This window comes from Hymenobacter frigidus, assembly GCF_014640435.1.
In the GTDB taxonomy this organism is placed as follows: Bacteria; Bacteroidota; Bacteroidia; order Cytophagales; family Hymenobacteraceae; genus Hymenobacter; species Hymenobacter frigidus.
This window is the reverse complement of record NZ_BMGY01000047.1, coordinates 13,534-29,901: the sequence shown is the minus strand read 5'-3', so window position 1 is coordinate 29,901 and position 16,368 is coordinate 13,534. Positions and strand designations below refer to the sequence as shown.

Sequence of the window (16,368 nt, the reverse complement as noted above, 5' to 3'; positions counted from 1 at the left end):
AAAGGAGCTAACATAGGCCAAAAATACCACGCAATTATTCACCGTTACTTATGCGTGGCTACTTAGGAATTCAAAAAAACTAGGTGACCGTCATGCCGAGCGCAGCCGAGGCATCTCGCTCGCTTCGTTGAACGGCTCGTACGGCCCGAGCGAGATGCCTCGGCTGCGCTCGGCATGACCGACTGATAAATTACTAAGAAGCTGTTTGGGTTAATAAAACGGTCATGCTGAGCTTGTCGAAGCATCTCTACCGCTTCGTTGCACCGGCTCAAGCGAAGCGGTAGAGATGCTTCGACAAGCTCAGCATGACCGTTTCAGAATGATTTTAGCTAACTCAAACAGCTTCTAAACAGCTTCAATTATCATTATCGACTACTTGTGTCCTTTGTCCAGGTTTTTGCCGAGGTCTTCTACTTGTTTGAGGTAGTCGTCTGTTTCGGTATCGGCATACACGCCGTAGGCCGTCGAAATCGTGCCTTTCACGCCGTCGTTGGCTTCAATGACGTAAAGAATGGACGTGTCGTCGGGGTTGCTTTCGCCCTCGAAGCGGTAGAAGTCCACGATGGTTACTTCGTCGGCCGCGTAGCTCTTATTCGAATCGTTGCCAATGGTTAGCAGACGACCGTCCACGACGTTGAAGTCCTGGGTGTAACCATCCTTGTTCAGCCTGTTTTCGACCTGTACGAGCGACTGCTCTGGTTCTTTGTCCTGCATGGCGGTGGGTATTTTGGAAATGGAGGCGCGGGTTGGATTGGCGCTAACGCCACCTGCCCCCGCTTCCGGCTATACGGAGCCGGGGCGGGGGCAGGTTATGCGAAACCGGATAAAAATGCGCTGCGGATGGAATTATTTGGCTAGCGTGCGCGCCTCACGCGCCTCAATGGTGCGTTGCAGTTGGTCAATGTCAATCTGACCACAGGCCCCGCCGCAGCCTTTGGCGCAACCGGCCGCCGTCTTGCTGAAAAAAGCGCGGTAGAAGATGCGGCCCACGTAGAACGCCGCTGCCACGAATAACACGCCAATCAGAAAATACTGAATTTCAACGGAGGTAAGGGCAAGGAGCATGAAGCGTTAACTGCGGGCGGAAAAGAATAGTTTGCGAAAGTGTGGTCAGGTGTGCGATAAGACGGTCATGCTGAACGGAGCCGAAGTATCTCTACCACAGTACCAATCCAATCGTATGCAACGAAGCGGTAGAGATGCTTCGATTCCACTCAGTATGACGCTCTTTATTTCCAGAACTTCCCAATTATAGCTTGCATTTCGGCGTGCAATAGTCCGTTGCTAGCCAACACTTCGCGCCCAAACAGCGGGTCGCCATCCTTCAGAAACTGGGTGACGTGGCCGCCGGCTTCGCGCACCAGCAAAACGCCCGCCGCCACATCATAGGAGTTTATGTTGAATTCGAAGTAGCCTTCGAAGCGGCCGGCGGCCACGTAGGCCAGGTCGACCGCGGCCGAGCCCATGCGGCGCAGGCCGTGGCAGCTGCTCATGAAGGTGCCCAGGATTTGCAGGTAGTCAGGCATCTGCTCGAACTCCTTGTAGGGAAAACCGGTGGCGATGAGGGCACCATCCAGCTTGGGTACGCCGGTGACGTGGATGGGCTGGTCGTTGCAAAACGCGCCGCCGCCGCGCACGGCCCGGAAGCTTTCGTCGCGGTTCACCTCGTGCACCACGCCCACCACCAGCTCCCTGTGCTGCATCAGGGCCACGCTGATGGAGTACACCGGCAGGCCGTGTACGAAGTTGGTAGTGCCGTCGAGCGGGTCTATTATCCAGGTAAATTCCTCGGTGTGGGAATCAGGGCCGGCCGTGCCTTCTTCGGTGATAAAGCCGGCCTCGGGCAACAGTTGGCGCAGGCCGGCTACTAGGCGTCGCTCGGTTTCCTGGTCCACGTAGCTCACCAGGTCGTGCAGGCCCTTGTGCTCCACCTTGGCTCGGTCGAAAGTGGCAGCTTCCTGGCGAATGAACGCGGCGGTGGTGCGGCACAGGGCCGCGAGGTCGTGGGAGAGTTGGGTGAAGTTGGTAGGCATAATTTGGAATAATGGAATGGCGTAGAGCCGCAAGATTTTGCGGCTCTACGCCATGTGGCTGGTGGTACGCCGCCGCTTATCTTGCCAGCCCCTTACAATAGCAAACCCCAATAGCAACACCGCCAGCAGCTGCGCCCCGCGTCCAATCAGCTCACCATAGCGGGCATAAAAGGTCACCTCATCGTTCAGGTGTACGGTGGCGCGGCTGGCAGTTGGAATCCAGGCCGGCTCACGCCGCGTGATTTCGCCTCTTTGGTTGATGAAGCCGGTGAAGCCAGTGTTGGCGGAGCGGGCCAGGTCGCGGCGGGTTTCGATGCAGCGCAGCTGGCCGTAGCTCAGCAGCTGTCGATAGCCGGGCGAGTCGTGCCACCAGGCATCGTTGGTAAAAAGAGCCAGCAGCGTGGCCCCGTTGCGGGCGTATTCGGAGAGGAAATCACCGTAGATGGACTCGTAGCAGATGACCGGGGCCACGCGCAGGGCCGGAGCGTTGGCGGGGGCGGCGTACACGGTGCGCTCGGCCTGGCTGCCCACGCTGCCCACGGTGCCGCCCAGGTCGATGTGCGAAACGATGGACACTAGGATGGGCGGCACTTTTTCCACGCCGGGCACTAGGCGCGACTTGTGGTAGAAGGCAATGGGCGCGGTGGGCGCGGCGAAATACGCGCCGGTATTGAAGATGTCGTAGTAGCCGAGGTCGTCGCGGTAGCGGGCCGTTTCGCTGGCTGCTTCCTTGTTCGGATAGGAGCCGATGGTGGTGATGCCCGTGAGCAGCGCCACGCCGGGATGCCGCGTCAGCCACTCGCGGATGCGCCGGATTTTGGGGTTGCTTTCAATCGTGTTTTCCCAATAAGCTTCCTCCAGCGCCGTTTCGGGCCAGATTACCAGTCGCGTCTGGGGCGTGAGCTGCTGCGCTGAAAGGCTGAGCAGGCGCGTCAGCTGCTCATCGTAGGGCACAAACTTCGCACCGCCTTCAAACTTCTCCACGTAGGGGTCGAAGTTCGGCTGCACTGCTACCACTTCGGCCGTGGGGCCTTTTTCCTGGTAAGCCGCGCTTATCAGATACGAAGCGGCAATGGGCAGAAGAATAAAGAAAACAGGCGTTCGGAACGACGGCTGCCACTCAAAAGCAGACTCATCGATGACATGAGCAGCGGCGGCCGCGGTTTCCGCCAAGTTGTTGGCTGGTTGGGCCCGATACATCAGGTTTGGCAGTCGCTTCAGCAGGGCCTGGAAAAACAGCAGATTCACCGTCCACACCCACACCGAGCCGCCCAGGAAGCCAGTGTATTCGTACCACTGTACCCACTGCGGCGCGGCGGCAAAACCGTTGCCCAGCGTGAGCCAGGGCCAGGTAATGTCCCAGTGCAGGTGCAGCTGCTCGAAGGCAATCCAGTAAATCGGTAATGATAGATACCCCCAGCGGTTGCCCAGCCGCTTTTTGGTCTGGCGGAAGGCCATGAGCGGCAGGCACATGAGCAGGGCATTAAGTACCACGGCGGCGATGCCGGCCGTGAGTTCGGCGTAGCTTACCCACCAGGTGGTGAGGGCGTTCCAGAGGACCAGAAACAGGTAGGTGCTGGCAAATACCCGGCCTTTGCGCGCGCCGGCCAGCGTGAGCTGCCGCTCCATGAGCAGGTAGGGCACCCAGCCGATGAACAGCAGCGGGGCCAGCCAGGCCGTGGGCCACGGGGCCCAGCCGCCCCAAAGCAGCAGCGCGCCCAGCACGGCCAATACCGCCGGGCGTTGCCACAGGCTAGTCTTCGCGGTCGGAATCATCGTCGTCGTCATCGGCGTGGCGGCGGTATCGGTCTTCGCGGCCGGGGCGGGGCTCGCGGGCGGGCGGGGTGAGGTTTCCTTCAACGACAACGACAATTTCTCCTTTGATGGTGGTTCGGGCCGCGAAGTCAGCTTCCAGGCTGGCCAGCGTACCGGTCACGGTTTCTTCAAATAATTTGGTCAATTCGCGGCTCACCGAGGCCGGGCGCGTCGGCCCCAGCACCTCGGCCAACTGCCCCAGCGTTTTCACGATGCGGTGCGGCGACTCGTAGAAAATCATGGTCCGGGTTTCGGTGGCCAGCTGTTGCAGGCGCGTCTGCCGGCCCTTCTTCACCGGCAAAAACCCCTCAAACGTGAACCGCTCTGCCCCGAAGCCCGACTTGAGCAGGGCCGGTACGAAGGCCGTGGCCCCGGGCAGGCACTCCACGCCCAGGCCCTTGGCCAGGCACTCGCGCACCAGCAGGAAGCCGGGGTCGGAAATGCCGGGCGTGCCGGCATCTGAAATCAGGGCCATGATTTCGCCTTTTTCCAGGCGCTCCAGCAGGCGGGGCACTTGCTGGTGCTCGTTGTGCAGGTGGTAGGAGAGGAGCGGCTTTTTGATACCCAAGTGCTGCATGAGGCGGCCGCTGGTGCGGGTGTCTTCGCAGAGCACGGTGCCCACTTCGCCCAGAATGCGGATGGCCCGCAGCGTAATATCTTCCAGATTGCCGATTGGCGTGGGCACGAGGTACAGAACCGTGTTGGGCATGGGGCAAAGGTACGGGCTGGGCGGGGTGCGCAAGAACGACACGCGCCCCTCCTTGGATAAGGAGGGGCGCGTGTTCTGCTATGCTTCTACCCCGCCGTGCTTCTTGGCCGCTGCATCAATTGCCTCGGCTAGTCGGTGGTCAAGGGCGGTCACGGTATTGCCGGCATCGTGGCTGCGGAGGCGGAATTCCACGGTGTTGTATTCGTTGCTAAACCACGGGTGGTGGTCGAGGCGCTCGGCTTCGGCGGCCACGTCGGTAAGGAAGGCGAAGGCCGCTTTGAAGTCGGCGAAGCGCAGGCTAAGGCGGAGGCTATTGTCGGTTTCAGTCCACATGAATTTTGCTGTGTTTAATGAGGGTATGGATGGGCTTCCTTGTTGAGGAGGTACAACCCAAATGCGAAATCCAAAGTACACCTTTTTCGACCCGACTCAAACTCCCGCATCACCACTTTCTTACAAACTCCATGGCCATCGACCCGAACAACCGTCCCATCCGTGTCATCAACGACGACACCAGCAACGAAGAAATGGAAGCCGGCCACCACATTCCCAACGCCGACCCGCCCAAGAACGAAGCAGCCCGCGGGGGCTTCGGCAACCGTGACGGCAAGGAAGGTTTCGGCTCCGACACCTCGGGCGGCGCAACGGCCGTGGGCGTGAACGAAACGGCCGACAACATGAGCCCGCCCGCCGACAACATGCGCTCGACCGATGAAGGACGCCCCGACCGTGCCAACCAGGACCTGCCGCCCCTCGACGAATACACCGATACCATGCTACCCAGTGGCCGCCCCGTAGATGAGTTGGATGCCCACGACTACCGCCCCGGCATCGACGAGATGCGCAACCCCAACTCGCGCGTGGGCATGGGCCAGATGGAGCCCCGCCCCCTGCGGCCCATCACGGGCACCGACACCAACGCCGAACTCACCGACCCCAACGCCACCGATACGGCCATCGACCAATAGGTTGTTGCCCGTTTTTCCTTTCTCCCACTTTTCACCCCTTCCCGCTATGGCTACGCATCACAACGACCAGAAAACCGGCGAGCAGCCCGATAAGCGCAGCCTCGAAGGCACGCCTAAAGCCGACGCCCTGCCCGTAAGCGATACCGACGAGCAAACCGAGGACCAGCTCGAACAGGACGCCCTGGACGCCGGCCAGCGCCACCCCAACCGCGGCCACGATAAAGCGGATTTGGACAAACCCGCCTACGGTGGCGGCCACTAAGTCCCGGCTGGTCTTCTAGCCAAACCGAAGCAACCAGGCAGGGCTCATTTTGTCTTATTGCCAACCCTGTTCCCGTGAGCCGCTACGCCACTACCGACCTGCACGGCTGCCTGCATACATTTCGCTACTTGGTAGAGGAGGAGCTGCGTCTCACCCGTGACGACGAGCTCTACCTCCTGGGCGATTACGTGAACAAGGGCCCCGACAGCCGTGGCGTGCTCGACTACATTATGCAGCTGCAGGCCACCGGCTACCGGGTGCGGTGCCTGCGCGGCAACCACGACCAAGCCCTGCTGGATGGTGCGCGTCACCGCTGGCGCTGGGACTGGCTGGGGCCCCGTGGCCGCCTGCCCACGCTGCGCAGCTTCGGCGTGGCCCGCTTAGCGCATATTCCCGACCATTACCTTGATTGGGTGGCGGCCCTACCCTACGAAATCGAACTGCCCGATGTGGTGCTGGTGCACGCGGGCTACAATTTTGCCCTGCCTGCCGCAGCCATGCGGCAGGATTATGATACCATGCTTAACACCAAAAAATTTACCTTCGACCCTTCCCGTTTGGGGGGTAAGCGACTGTTGCACGGCCATGTGCCCATCGCCACTGCCCAGCTGCGAGTTAAGACTGCTACTCAGCCTGGCGCGTTAGGCCTCGATACGGGCTGCGTATATCGGCACAACCCCGAACTCGCCCACCTGGCTGCTCTAGACCTCGATACCTGGCAGCTTACGCTGGTGCCCAATCGCGAACCTGCTTATTCCATCGGCAAGCGCTGACGTTACCCGATTCCTGGTTGCTAAAAAGCCCTTTGCTTGATTTAAGCACTTGTCGTTACCCAAGTTTTCTTTGTGCTGCTTGGTAACCTAATATCATCTGTCATCCTGAGCTTGCGAAGGACCTTCCCACCGCTGAACGGTTTGCAGTAACTCAACTACTGTGTGCGTAAGAAGGTCCTTCGCAAGCTCAGGATGACAGCTGCTTACCAGGCTTTCACGCAACTACCGGAGTGGTCCCACCCGGCGCTACCGTACCTCCAGTACCCCGGCGGCTACAGCGCGCTGGGCGATGGCCCGGTAGGGGTTGAGCGAGTCGGCGGCGACGGCGCGCAGGGTGCTGAGGGCGGGGGCCAGCTTTTGGGCTTGCCAGTAGGCCATGCCGAGGTGGTAGCGAGCCCGACGGGCCAGCTCGCCGGGGCCGTTTTCGTCGCCCACGCGGCGCAGGTAGAGTTGGGCGGCATCGCCCTGGTTCTGGCGCAGCAGGATGAGGCCGCGCAGGTAGAGCAGGGTATCGGCCCCCACCTTGGCCGGCGATACCCGGCCCAGCGAGTGCAAGGCGGCCGGGTAGTGCCCCGCCTGGTACTGGTCGAGGGCTTCGGCGAAGAGGGGGCGGCTGTGCAGCAGGGCGGGCGTCACGGCGGGGCCGGGGTCGGACTGGTAATAGGCCTGCCAGTCGCGGGCGGGCCGGGCCGGGCTGGGGCGGCCAAAGTACCAGGCCGCCACGCCGGCGGCCAGCAGCAGCAGCCCGCCCACCGTGCCCCACACGGCCCCGCGCCGCTGCCGACGGCGCACCAAGGTCTGGGCGCGGGCCAGGGCGGTGCCGCGCTGGTTCATACGCTCGTCCAGGGCTTGCAGGCGCAGGCGCAGGGTGTCGTGGCCGGCGGCCCAGCGCAGGTCGGCGGTCAGCTGCTCGTAGGCGGCGTGGGAGTCGGCCAGGGCTTCATCTTGCTCTAGCCGCAACTCAAAAGCCTCCTGCTCGGCGGTATCCATTTGGCCGTCGGCAAAGCGTTCGAGCTCATCAAAGTTGGGGCGCAAGTCCATGCAGGGAGGGCAGTAAGGGGAATAGAAAAGACCGGTCATGCTGAGCGTAGCCGAAGCATCTCTACCGTAATAGTACTTCAATCGGATGAGTTATACCCGTCGCGAACTGGTGTGCGAAAATCAGGCGGACGTAGAGACGCAATAGTTTGGAGTCTCCTCGTTGAACGAAATCGCCCAACTGTGCCAGCGCGAGCCGTTCAATCGGAGGGCAGCGGAGCAAACGAGGAGACGCCAACTATTGCGTCTCTACCTCGTTCTCGCATTTCATTTCGTGATGAGTATAGTTGCGCAGTAGAGATGCTTCGACAAGCTCAGCATGACGTTCTACTAGCTCAGCATGACGGTCCACTATACAACTGAGCCGGTTATCGGCTCGTGGCCGGCGCGCATCAGCTCGTGGAGCTTGCGCAGGCAGGTGCTTTTCTGGCGGCGGGCCACCGTGGCGTTGGGAAAGCCCATTTTGGCGCCCATTTTATCAAAGTTGTAGCCGCGGAAGTAGAAGTAGGTGAGCACCTGCTGGCAATCGGTGCCGAGCTGGCTGAACTGGGCCAGCAGGTGCTGGCGGCGGCTGGTCTCGGCCGCGGGCAGGGGCTGGTGGGCGGGCACGTGGGCCGCTAGCCGCTGCTGGGCCATGCCGTAGAGGTGAGCGCGCAGGTCGGTGGGCATCAGGGTCAGGCGGCCATCCACCACTTGGTCGTATAAATCGAGCAGGGTATCCTGCAGCAGCTCGTGGGCCTGCGGGGCCGAGAGCCGGTGCTTGCGCTGGGCCCAGCGGGCAAACAGGTGCCGGCTGCGTTGGTAGAAGTCAATCAGAAATTTCTGATTGCCGACGCGCAGTTGAGTAAGAGTTTCGGCGAGGGGCGCAGACATAGCAGGTTGGCAAAGGCCGTGGCAAGTAACAACGGAAACGGGGAATGGGTTGAGAGAACGAGAACTCCCCTCCTTCTCCAAGGAGAGGAATTGGTCGTTCTTTTATCCATTCCCCATCCCCCCATCCGTCCTTACCTTTACGTCCATGCAAACCGCCGCTCCCGCTCGCCTTCTCGACACCGCCGTTTTCGACCTCATTGACCAAGAGAAAACCCGCCAAACCCACGGTCTGGAACTCATCGCCTCCGAAAACTACGCGTCGGAACAGGTGATGGCCGCCCAAGGCTCCGTGCTCACCAACAAGTACGCCGAGGGCCTACCCGGCAAGCGCTACTACGGCGGCTGCGAAATAGTGGACCAGGTGGAGCAGCTGGCCATCGACCGCGTAAAGGAGCTGTTCGGCGTGGCCTGGGCCAACGTGCAGCCCCACTCCGGCGCGCAGGCTAATGCCGCCGTATTTCTGGCCTGCCTGCAGCCCGGCGATAAAATTCTGGGCTTCGACCTCAGCCACGGCGGCCACCTCACCCACGGCTCGGCCGTAAACTTCTCGGGCAAGCTCTACCAGCCCAGCTTTTATGGCGTGGAGCGCGAAACCGGCCTCATCGACTGGAGCAAAATCAAGGATATTGCCCGCCGCGAGCGTCCCAAAATGATTATCTGCGGGGCCTCGGCCTACTCCCGCGACTGGGACTACGCCGCCCTGCGCGCCGCCGCCGACGAAGTGGGCGCCCTGCTCCTGGCCGACATTTCGCACCCCAGCGGCCTCATCGCCACGGGTTTGCTGAATTCGCCGTTCGATTACTGCGACATTGTGACCACCACCACGCACAAAACCCTGCGCGGCCCCCGCGGTGGCCTCATCATGCTGGGCAAGGATTTCGACAATCCCTTCGGCCTGAAAACCCCGAAAGGTGAAATCCGGCCCATGTCGGCCCTGCTCGACTCGGGCGTGTTCCCCGGTACCCAGGGCGGGCCGCTGGAGCACGTCATCGCCGCCAAAGCCGTGGCCTTCGGCGAAGCGCTGACCGACGACTTCAAAACCTACACCCAGCAGGTGGCGCGCAACGCGCAGGCGCTGGCTCAGGGCTTCATGGGCCTGGGCTACAACATCATCTCGGGTGGTACCGACAACCACCTCATGCTGATTGACCTGCGCTCGAAGGGCCTCAGTGGCAAGCTGGCCGAGAACACACTGGTGCGCGCCGACATCACCATCAACAAAAACATGGTGCCCTTCGACGACAAATCGCCCTTCGTGACCAGCGGCATCCGCATCGGCTCGGCGGCCGTAACTACCCGCGGCCTGGGCGAGTCGGACATGGGCCGCATCGTGGAGCTGATTGACGAAACCCTGACCCACCACGACAACGATACCCGCATCGGGCAGGTACGCCAGCGCGTGAATACCTGGCTGCAGGACTACCCACTTTTCGCGTAGATTTTTACGTATAGAATGGAATAGTCTGTCATCCTGAGCACAGCGAAGGACCTTATTACCGCCGAACGGTTTGCAGTGAGTCGACTGCTGTTCGCGTGATAAGGTCCTTCGCTGTGCTCAGGATGACAGACAATATTCACTCAGTCACCTCCTTCAGTCACTCATCCGTGCAACCGCAACCAATCAAACCATCGGGCGAACCGCACGAAATGTCCTTTATCGACCACCTGGAGGCGTTGCGCTGGCACATCATCCGGGCGGCTATCTCGGTGGTCGTGTTTGCCACCGGGGCGTTTTTCGCCAAAGAATTTCTGTTTCACGACCTGATTCTGGGCCCCTCGCGCCCCGATTTCTGGACCTACCGCATGTTTTGCAAATTTGGTCAGTTGGTGCATGCGCCCGACCTGTGCATCAACGATGTGGGCTTCGTGATTCAGAACCGTGAAATGAGCGGGCAGCTCACCATGCACATCAGCACCTCGTTTATCGTGGGCATCCTGCTGGCGTTTCCGTATCTGTTCTGGGAAATCTGGCGCTTCGTGAAGCCCGGTCTGTACCCGCACGAGCGGCAGAACTCGCAGGGGGCCGTATTCTTCGTATCGGTGCTCTTTATCCTGGGCTTGCTGTTTGGCTACTACATCGCCGCTCCGCTCAGCATCAACTTCCTGGCCGGCTACGTGGTCGATGCCAGCATCGAAAACCAGATTGACATGCAGAGCTACCTGAGCACGCTCACTACCATGAGCGTGTCGTGCGCCTTCGTGTTTGAGCTGCCCATGATTGTGTTCTTCCTGGCCAAAGCGGGTATTGTGTCGCCCGAAATCATGCAGGTGTACCGCAAGCACGCCATTGTGGTCATTCTGATTCTCGCCGCCGTCATCACCCCGCCCGATATTTCGGCTCAGATTATCGTTACCATCCCCATTCTGTTGCTCTACGAGCTCAGTATTCACATTGCCCGCGTGGTGCGGCGCGGCGATACCGTCCGCCTCAACGCCAAGCTGGCCCGCCAGGCTGAGCGCGACGCCGCGCAGTCGTAGAATGCGCACACCATTATGGAACCCGCTTGGCACAGCGGCACTTTCTGTTTGAAAAAAACCGCTTAATTCCCAATCTTATGAAAATTGCCCTTGGCTCCGACCACGCCGGCTTCGCCCAGAAGGAAATGATTCGCGCCTGGCTGGGGGAGCAGGGCCATGAAATCAAGGATTTCGGCACTCACTCCGCCGATTCGATGGACTACCCCGACGTAGCTCACCCGCTCTCCGAAGCCGTGGCCAATGGGAATTTTGACCTGGGTTTACTCCTCTGTGGCTCGGCCAATGGCGTGTGCATCACGGCTAATAAGCACGCGGGCGTGCGGGCCGCCATTGCCTGGCTGCCCGAGCTGGCCGGGCTGGCCCGGCAGCACAACAACGCCAACGTACTGTGCCTGCCGGCCCGCTACATCAGCAATGAACAAGCGCAGGAAATTGTATCGGTTTTCCTCCAAACTGATTTTGAAGGTGGCCGGCATCAGCAGCGGGTATCCAAAATAAACTGCTAAGCCTGATTGCGCTGATATTCTGGCAGTAGGGCGTGGGCTACTTTTGTAGGATGCTATCCATAAAATAGCATTAAAGCGTGAATGTGGGCGGGTTGTGCTTATCTTTGGCTAGCACTATGTAGCCTATGATAACGCGGCCCGGATTTTTGCTGATGCAGCTGATAACGCTGGGAACGTGGCTGATGCTTGCGGGTCCGGCTGCGGCCCGGCAGCCATCGGCTACCAGCGTGGAGGTGTTGCGCCAGAAGCTGGCTACCCGGCTGCCCGATACGACCCGCCTGCGCCTGCTCACCACCTTGTGCTACGAGCTGCACAATGAGCAGCCCGCCCGCGCCCTGCGCTACGGCGGGGTGGCCGTGGCCTTGGCGCGCACGCTGCCCGCCGATGAGCGGGCCCCCGGCTTGCTCCGCAGCCTGCTCACCCTGGCCAGCTGCTACGCCAACTTATCCAATGGTCCGGAGGCCCTTTCGCTGCTGTCCGAAGCCCAGCAGTTGGCCCGCGCCGAAAACAACTCCGATGCTTTGGCCCGCACTTACACGGCGCAGGGCAGCATTTACCACGAGCGGGGCGATTCGGCCACGGCGTGGCAGCACTACCGCCAGGCCTTGCGCGTGGTTTCGCAATCGGCGGTGACGCCCCGCACCCGCATGAAGCTGCTGGGCAATGTGGGTAGCCTGTATTATTTCCGGAAGCAGTACCCGCAGGCCATGCACTTCGACTCGCTGGCCCTGGCCCTGGCCCGGCGCAGCAGTGACTCGACGGCCGAGGCTACCTATCTTTCCAGCCTGGCTACCTACCAGCTGCAAACCGGGCAACTGTCCCGCGTGAAGCGCCTCCTGACCCAAGCCTTGGCCATTAGCCGTCGCCAGCATGCCGTGCGCAACCAGGCCGACCAGCTGGTGATGTTTGCCATGTACTACATTCAGAACGACGACCCCGCACGGGCCGATGTCGCCGCGCGGGAGGCCCTGCACCTGGCCCGCCAAAGCGGCTATCTCGAGCGGGTGCTGGATAGCTACAGTATTCTGGCCGCCGAGGCTGCCGAGCGCAGCGACTACCGCCAGGCTTACGAGTGGAACAAGCACTATGTGGAGCTGAACGACACCCTCAACAACCGGGAAACCTTCCGGACGCTGGCCGCCTCGCAGGTCAGCTACGAAACCCAGGAGCGCGCCCGCCGCCTGCGCCAGCTCACGGCCCAGAACGAAGAGCAGGTGTGGCACAGCCAGGTGCTGGGGGGCACGGTGGCGGTGCTGGCCATCTGCCTGTTGGTGGCGGTGTACCTGCACCGCAACCTGCGCCGCAGCCGTACCGCGCTGGCCGCCAACAACCAAGCCTTGGAAAAAGCCTCTGTTGAGCTGCGCGGCGTGGCCGCGTCCAAAGACAGGCTCTACGCCATTGTGGCCCACGACCTGCGCGGCCCGGTCACGGCCTTTGCCGGCGTTACCAGCCTGATTGATTCCTACATTGCCCAAAATGACCAAGTGGGCCTGGCCCGCCTGCCCGCCCTGGTGCGTCAGGCCTCCGAAAGCCTCAACCATCTGCTTGATAACGTGCTCAACTGGGCCGTGAGCCAGACCGGGGAGTTGGATTGCCGCCCCGCGCCGCTGTTGGTATCGGAGCTGTTTGCCGAGTGCCAGGCCTTGTACCAAACCACGGCCGCCGCCAGCTGGCAGCATATCACTATGGCCGCGCCCACGGGCCTGCGCCTAATGGCCGACCGCAACATGGCCCGCACCATTTTGCGCAACCTGGTGGGCAACGCGCTCAAATTCATGCCCACCGGCGGCCATGTGCACCTTGAAGCCGCCCCCGACCCTGCCGACCCGCAGATGGTGCTGCTCAGCTGCACCGATACCGGACCGGGCATGCAGCCGGGCACCATCGCCGCCCTTATGAGCGGCCCCGCCCTGCCCGAGCCCGAGGCCACGCCGCGGGCCAAAGGCCTGGGGCTGGGCCTGGCTTTGTGCCGCGCCTTTGTGCACCGGCACGGCGGCACGCTGGTTATCCAGAGCCGCCCCGGGGCCGGCACCAACGTGACGGTGAGCCTGCCCGCCGCAAAGTAGCGGGGGCTGTCATTGCGAGGACGAAGGACGAACCAATCCGTCCTGTTCTCAGCGACTAGCCTGACAATGTGAAAATCCCCAGCACTGCGCAGTACTGGGGATTTTTGTCAACAGGAAGCACTTGCTATAATTTAGGTCTAGGCGCATGCAGAGGAAGGAGTGCCACGGGCCGCGCCCTCGTGATGACAGCCATTACCAAATGACCACGCGCGTCGAGTCGGGCCGGTACAGCTTTTGGCCGGGCTTGATGCCGAAGGCTTCGTAGAAGGCGGGCACGTCGGCCATGGGGCCGTTCACGCGGTACTGGGCGGGCGAGTGCACGTCGGTGAGCAGCTGCGCGGCCAGGCTTTCGTCGCGGGTGTGGTTTTGCCAGCCCAGGGCGTAGCCCAGAAAGTAGCGCTGGGTGGGCGTGAGGCCGTTGATTTTCTTGCCTTCTTTGTACTGCTTGGTCTTCTTGAAAGCATCAAGGCCGATGACGATGCCGCCGAGGTCGGCAATGTTTTCGCCGGCCGTGGCTTTGCCATTGATGTGCAACGAATCGAGCAGCGTGTAGCCGTTGAACTGCTTCACGATTCCGTTCACGCGCTGGTTGAAGCGCTGGCGGTCGGCCTTGCTCCACCACTCGTGCAGGTTGCCGTGAGCGTCAAACTGGCTGCCCTCGTCGTCGAAGCCGTGGGTTAACTCGTGGCCGATGGTGCTGGCCCCCGCGTAGCCGTACACCAGCGCGTCATCAGCGTCGGCATCGAGCAGGCCAGGAATGGCGAAGGCGGCGGCGGGCAGCACAATCTCGTTGTTGCTGGGGTTATAGTAGGCGTTATAGGTCTGCGGGGTCATGCCCCACTCGGTGCGGTCCACGGGTTTGCCCAGCTTGTTCAGCTCGTAGCGGTATTGCCACTGCTTGGCGCGCATTACGTTGGCGGCTAGTGAGCTGCGGTCAATGGTCAGGGCCGAGTAGTCTTTCCACTTGTTGGGGTAGCCCACTTTGGGCGTGATTCTGTGCAGCTTGTCCAGGGCCACTATTTTGGTGGGTGCGCTCATCCAGTCCACTTGCTGAATGTGCTCGGCAAAGGCCGATACCACGTTCTTCACCAGCGTGTCGTAGCGGGCTTTGGCTTCGGGCTTGAAGTATTCCTTCACAAAAAGCTGGCCCAGTGCTTCGCCCAGGGCGTTTTCCTGCATGTCCAGCACGCGCTTCCAGCGGGGGCGAATGGATTTGGCCCCGCGCAGCACCGTGCCGTAGAAGTGGAAGTTCTCATCCACCAATCCGCGGCTGAGCGTGGGCGCGTATTCGCGCACCAGCTGCCAGGTTAGGTAGGCCTGCCAATCGGCCAGCGGTGCGGTTTTCAGCAGCTGCCCCGCCGTTTGGTAAAACTCGGGCTGGCCCACGATGACGGTATCCACGGTGGTGAGCCCCATCTGGCCGAGCCAGGTTTTCCAGTCGAGGCCGGGTGTGAGCTTGTTGAGCTGCGCGATGCTCATCTTGTGGTAGTTGGCATACGGGTCGCGCAGGGCTTCGAGCTTGCGTGAGGACTTGGCCAGCGTGGTTTCCAGCGCCATCACCCGCCCGGCGTTGGCTTTGGCCGTGGTCGAATCCTGGCCGAGCAATTTGAACGTGTTGGCGACGTGGCGCAGGTATTCGCGCCGAATGTTTTTCGTGCGCGAATCGGTGTTGAAGTAGTAGTCGCGGTTGGGCAGGCCCAGGCCCGCCTGGTTCAGGTACAGCGCCATCTGGTCGCTGTTTTTGGCGTCCTGATAGACCACGGGGCCAATCAGCGCGTTCACGCCCAGCGGGATTTCGTGGGCGATAACGCCCGGCACCTCCGCCACGGTTTTCATGGCCGCGATGCGGTCCAGTTCCGCCTTCAGAGGCGTGGCCCCCAGCTTGTCGGCTTTCACCGAATCAAGCCCCACTGCCCAAAAGTCACCGATTTTTTGCTGGTTGCTGCCGCCCGTGGCATTAGCGCCGGCCGCCTCGATGCTGGTCTGGCGCAGGCGGGCGTACACCTCGTTCTGCACCTCCTTGCCAATGCCCCAGTTGCTTTCCGAAGCCGGAATGGGATGCTGCTTGAGCCAGGTGCCGTTGGCGTAGCTGAAGAAGTCGTCGCCGGGAGCCACCGTGGTGTCGAGGGCCGCGTGCAGCAGGTCGGGCTGGTTGCCGGAGTCGGCCGTTTTCAATGAGTTAGACGGGCAGCCCGTAACGAAGGCTGCCAGTAGCGGCAACAGAATTAGCGGTTTTCTCATGCGAAGAAGCAGGTGTTCGGCAAAAAATGGTTGAAGATTAGAGGCTTCCGGGTTGGCGCGGCCACCGGTAACGCTTCGTTTTGCAACGACAATGTTAGGCGGAAACTGTTGCATAACCGTTGCGCTCGGCTCAGCGCTGCAGTATCTTCCCGCCGTTACCAGCCTGCCAGTTATGCCGCTTCGCCTTCTGCTGCTTCTCAACTTTGCCGCCGCCGCTTACCTCACCGGTCTCATCTGGACGGTGCAGGTGGTGCACTACCCCAGCTTTGGGCTGGTGCCTAAAGCGGCGTGGGAGGCTTTCCACGCGGCCCACACCCGCCGCATGGGCTACGTGGTTCTGGCCCCCATGGTAATGGAACTCGGCCTGGCGGTCTGGCTGGCCTGGGCTGGGCGCACTGCGCTGCCCGGCGGCGCAGGCTGGTGGAGCCTGGCGCTGGTAGGGTTGATTTGGGCCGTCACCTTCTTCATCTCCGTGCCCTTCCACAACCGGCTGGCGCAGGGCTACGACTACATTGCCATCGACGGCCTCATCCGCACCAACTGGCTGCGCACCCTGGCCTGGACGGTGCGGGCCGGGCTACTAGGCTGGCTGCTGGCGCGGTAAGG

17 protein-coding genes are annotated in these 16,368 nt (G+C 61.5%); 8 read left to right on the top strand and 9 right to left on the bottom strand.

The window, feature by feature from the left end:
- Positions 1-372: 372 nt before the first annotated feature.
- The 6 genes from IEW17_RS17650 to IEW17_RS17625 all read right to left on the bottom strand — a co-directional run bounded on the left by IEW17_RS17650 (position 373) and on the right by IEW17_RS17625 (position 4,890).
- Positions 373-714, bottom strand: coding sequence for a hypothetical protein (locus IEW17_RS17650; protein WP_188563381.1), 342 nt, complete (start codon positions 712-714; stop codon positions 373-375).
- Positions 715-846: 132 nt separating this feature from the next.
- Complete coding sequence (locus tag IEW17_RS17645; protein ID WP_188563380.1) at positions 847-1,065, bottom strand: hypothetical protein; 219 nt, start codon at positions 1,063-1,065, stop codon at positions 847-849.
- Positions 1,066-1,229: 164 nt separating this feature from the next.
- Positions 1,230-2,033: an inositol monophosphatase family protein gene (locus IEW17_RS17640; protein ID WP_188563379.1), complete on the bottom strand. Its 804-nt coding sequence runs from the start codon at positions 2,031-2,033 to the stop codon at positions 1,230-1,232.
- Between the two features lie 45 nt (positions 2,034-2,078).
- Positions 2,079-3,893 carry an apolipoprotein N-acyltransferase gene (gene lnt, locus IEW17_RS17635; RefSeq protein WP_229749099.1) on the bottom strand — a complete coding sequence of 605 codons (1,815 nt, stop codon included), beginning with the start codon at positions 3,891-3,893 and terminating at the stop codon, positions 2,079-2,081.
- Entirely contained in the window at positions 3,787-4,557 is a 771-nt protein-coding gene (rsmI, locus tag IEW17_RS17630; protein ID WP_188563378.1) for a 16S rRNA (cytidine(1402)-2'-O)-methyltransferase, read from the bottom strand. The genes lnt and rsmI overlap by 107 nt, the downstream gene beginning before the upstream one ends.
- Positions 4,558-4,635: 78 nt before the next feature.
- Complete coding sequence (locus IEW17_RS17625; RefSeq protein ID WP_188563377.1) at positions 4,636-4,890, bottom strand: 4a-hydroxytetrahydrobiopterin dehydratase; 255 nt, start codon at positions 4,888-4,890, stop codon at positions 4,636-4,638.
- A gap of 131 nt (positions 4,891-5,021) precedes the next feature.
- Between IEW17_RS17625 and IEW17_RS17620 the strand changes: the two genes are divergently transcribed.
- The 3 genes from IEW17_RS17620 (at position 5,022) to IEW17_RS17610 (ending at position 6,560) form a co-directional block, all read left to right on the top strand.
- Positions 5,022-5,525 carry a hypothetical protein gene (locus tag IEW17_RS17620; protein WP_188563376.1) on the top strand — a complete coding sequence of 168 codons (504 nt, stop codon included), beginning with the start codon at positions 5,022-5,024 and terminating at the stop codon, positions 5,523-5,525.
- Positions 5,526-5,571: 46 nt separating this feature from the next.
- Positions 5,572-5,787, top strand: coding sequence for a hypothetical protein (locus IEW17_RS17615; RefSeq protein ID WP_188563375.1), 216 nt, complete (start codon positions 5,572-5,574; stop codon positions 5,785-5,787).
- 74 nt (positions 5,788-5,861) lie between these two features.
- Positions 5,862-6,560 carry a metallophosphoesterase family protein gene (locus IEW17_RS17610; protein ID WP_188563374.1) on the top strand — a complete coding sequence of 233 codons (699 nt, stop codon included), beginning with the start codon at positions 5,862-5,864 and terminating at the stop codon, positions 6,558-6,560.
- Positions 6,561-6,806: 246 nt separating this feature from the next.
- Here the strand turns inward: IEW17_RS17610 and IEW17_RS17605 are convergent, their stop codons facing one another.
- Positions 6,807-7,601, bottom strand: a complete 795-nt coding sequence (locus tag IEW17_RS17605) for an anti-sigma factor (RefSeq protein WP_188563373.1) — start codon at positions 7,599-7,601, stop codon at positions 6,807-6,809.
- 348 nt (positions 7,602-7,949) lie between these two features.
- Complete coding sequence (locus IEW17_RS17600; RefSeq protein WP_188563372.1) at positions 7,950-8,471, bottom strand: RNA polymerase sigma factor; 522 nt, start codon at positions 8,469-8,471, stop codon at positions 7,950-7,952.
- A gap of 145 nt (positions 8,472-8,616) precedes the next feature.
- Here IEW17_RS17600 and glyA point away from each other — a divergent pair, with 145 nt between their 5' ends.
- The 4 genes from glyA (at position 8,617) to IEW17_RS17580 (ending at position 13,521) form a co-directional block, all read left to right on the top strand.
- Positions 8,617-9,909 carry a serine hydroxymethyltransferase gene (gene glyA / locus IEW17_RS17595; protein ID WP_188563371.1) on the top strand — a complete coding sequence of 431 codons (1,293 nt, stop codon included), beginning with the start codon at positions 8,617-8,619 and terminating at the stop codon, positions 9,907-9,909.
- 209 nt (positions 9,910-10,118) lie between these two features.
- Positions 10,119-10,949 carry a twin-arginine translocase subunit TatC gene (gene tatC, locus IEW17_RS17590; protein ID WP_188563370.1) on the top strand — a complete coding sequence of 277 codons (831 nt, stop codon included), beginning with the start codon at positions 10,119-10,121 and terminating at the stop codon, positions 10,947-10,949.
- Between the two features lie 77 nt (positions 10,950-11,026).
- Entirely contained in the window at positions 11,027-11,455 is a 429-nt protein-coding gene (rpiB, locus tag IEW17_RS17585; RefSeq protein WP_188563369.1) for a ribose 5-phosphate isomerase B, read from the top strand.
- Positions 11,456-11,580: 125 nt separating this feature from the next.
- The gene (locus IEW17_RS17580; RefSeq protein WP_188563368.1) at positions 11,581-13,521 is read left to right on the top strand and encodes an ATP-binding protein; all 1,941 of its coding nucleotides are present in this window, start codon (positions 11,581-11,583) and stop codon (positions 13,519-13,521) included.
- A 192-nt stretch (positions 13,522-13,713) separates the two neighbouring features.
- Here the strand turns inward: IEW17_RS17580 and IEW17_RS17575 are convergent, their stop codons facing one another.
- The gene (locus IEW17_RS17575) at positions 13,714-15,762 is read right to left on the bottom strand and encodes a M13 family metallopeptidase (protein WP_188563367.1); all 2,049 of its coding nucleotides are present in this window, start codon (positions 15,760-15,762) and stop codon (positions 13,714-13,716) included.
- Between the two features lie 172 nt (positions 15,763-15,934).
- Between IEW17_RS17575 and IEW17_RS17570 the strand changes: the two genes are divergently transcribed.
- On the top strand, positions 15,935-16,366 hold the full coding sequence (locus IEW17_RS17570; protein WP_188563366.1) for a hypothetical protein: 432 nt from the start codon (positions 15,935-15,937) through the stop codon (positions 16,364-16,366).
- Positions 16,367-16,368 lie beyond the last annotated feature (2 nt).

What these genes read in the sequence shown, in the direction of transcription:
- IEW17_RS17650 (WP_188563381.1), bottom strand. Translation starts at nt 714, where the DNA reads ATGCAGGACAAAGAACCAGAGCAGTCGCTCGTACAGGTCGAAAACAGG.
- IEW17_RS17645 (WP_188563380.1), bottom strand. Translation starts at nt 1,065, where the DNA reads ATGCTCCTTGCCCTTACCTCCGTTGAAATTCAGTATTTTCTGATTGGC.
- IEW17_RS17640 (WP_188563379.1), bottom strand. Translation starts at nt 2,033, where the DNA reads ATGCCTACCAACTTCACCCAACTCTCCCACGACCTCGCGGCCCTGTGC.
- rsmI (WP_188563378.1), bottom strand. Translation starts at nt 4,557, where the DNA reads ATGCCCAACACGGTTCTGTACCTCGTGCCCACGCCAATCGGCAATCTG.
- IEW17_RS17625 (WP_188563377.1), bottom strand. Translation starts at nt 4,890, where the DNA reads ATGTGGACTGAAACCGACAATAGCCTCCGCCTTAGCCTGCGCTTCGCC.
- IEW17_RS17620 (WP_188563376.1), top strand. Translation starts at nt 5,022, where the DNA reads ATGGCCATCGACCCGAACAACCGTCCCATCCGTGTCATCAACGACGAC.
- IEW17_RS17615 (WP_188563375.1), top strand. Translation starts at nt 5,572, where the DNA reads ATGGCTACGCATCACAACGACCAGAAAACCGGCGAGCAGCCCGATAAG.
- IEW17_RS17605 (WP_188563373.1), bottom strand. Translation starts at nt 7,601, where the DNA reads ATGGACTTGCGCCCCAACTTTGATGAGCTCGAACGCTTTGCCGACGGC.
- IEW17_RS17600 (WP_188563372.1), bottom strand. Translation starts at nt 8,471, where the DNA reads ATGTCTGCGCCCCTCGCCGAAACTCTTACTCAACTGCGCGTCGGCAAT.
- glyA (WP_188563371.1), top strand. Translation starts at nt 8,617, where the DNA reads ATGCAAACCGCCGCTCCCGCTCGCCTTCTCGACACCGCCGTTTTCGAC.
- tatC (WP_188563370.1), top strand. Translation starts at nt 10,119, where the DNA reads ATGTCCTTTATCGACCACCTGGAGGCGTTGCGCTGGCACATCATCCGG.
- rpiB (WP_188563369.1), top strand. Translation starts at nt 11,027, where the DNA reads ATGAAAATTGCCCTTGGCTCCGACCACGCCGGCTTCGCCCAGAAGGAA.
- IEW17_RS17580 (WP_188563368.1), top strand. Translation starts at nt 11,581, where the DNA reads ATGATAACGCGGCCCGGATTTTTGCTGATGCAGCTGATAACGCTGGGA.
- IEW17_RS17575 (WP_188563367.1), bottom strand. Translation starts at nt 15,762, where the DNA reads ATGAGAAAACCGCTAATTCTGTTGCCGCTACTGGCAGCCTTCGTTACG.
- IEW17_RS17570 (WP_188563366.1), top strand. Translation starts at nt 15,935, where the DNA reads ATGCCGCTTCGCCTTCTGCTGCTTCTCAACTTTGCCGCCGCCGCTTAC.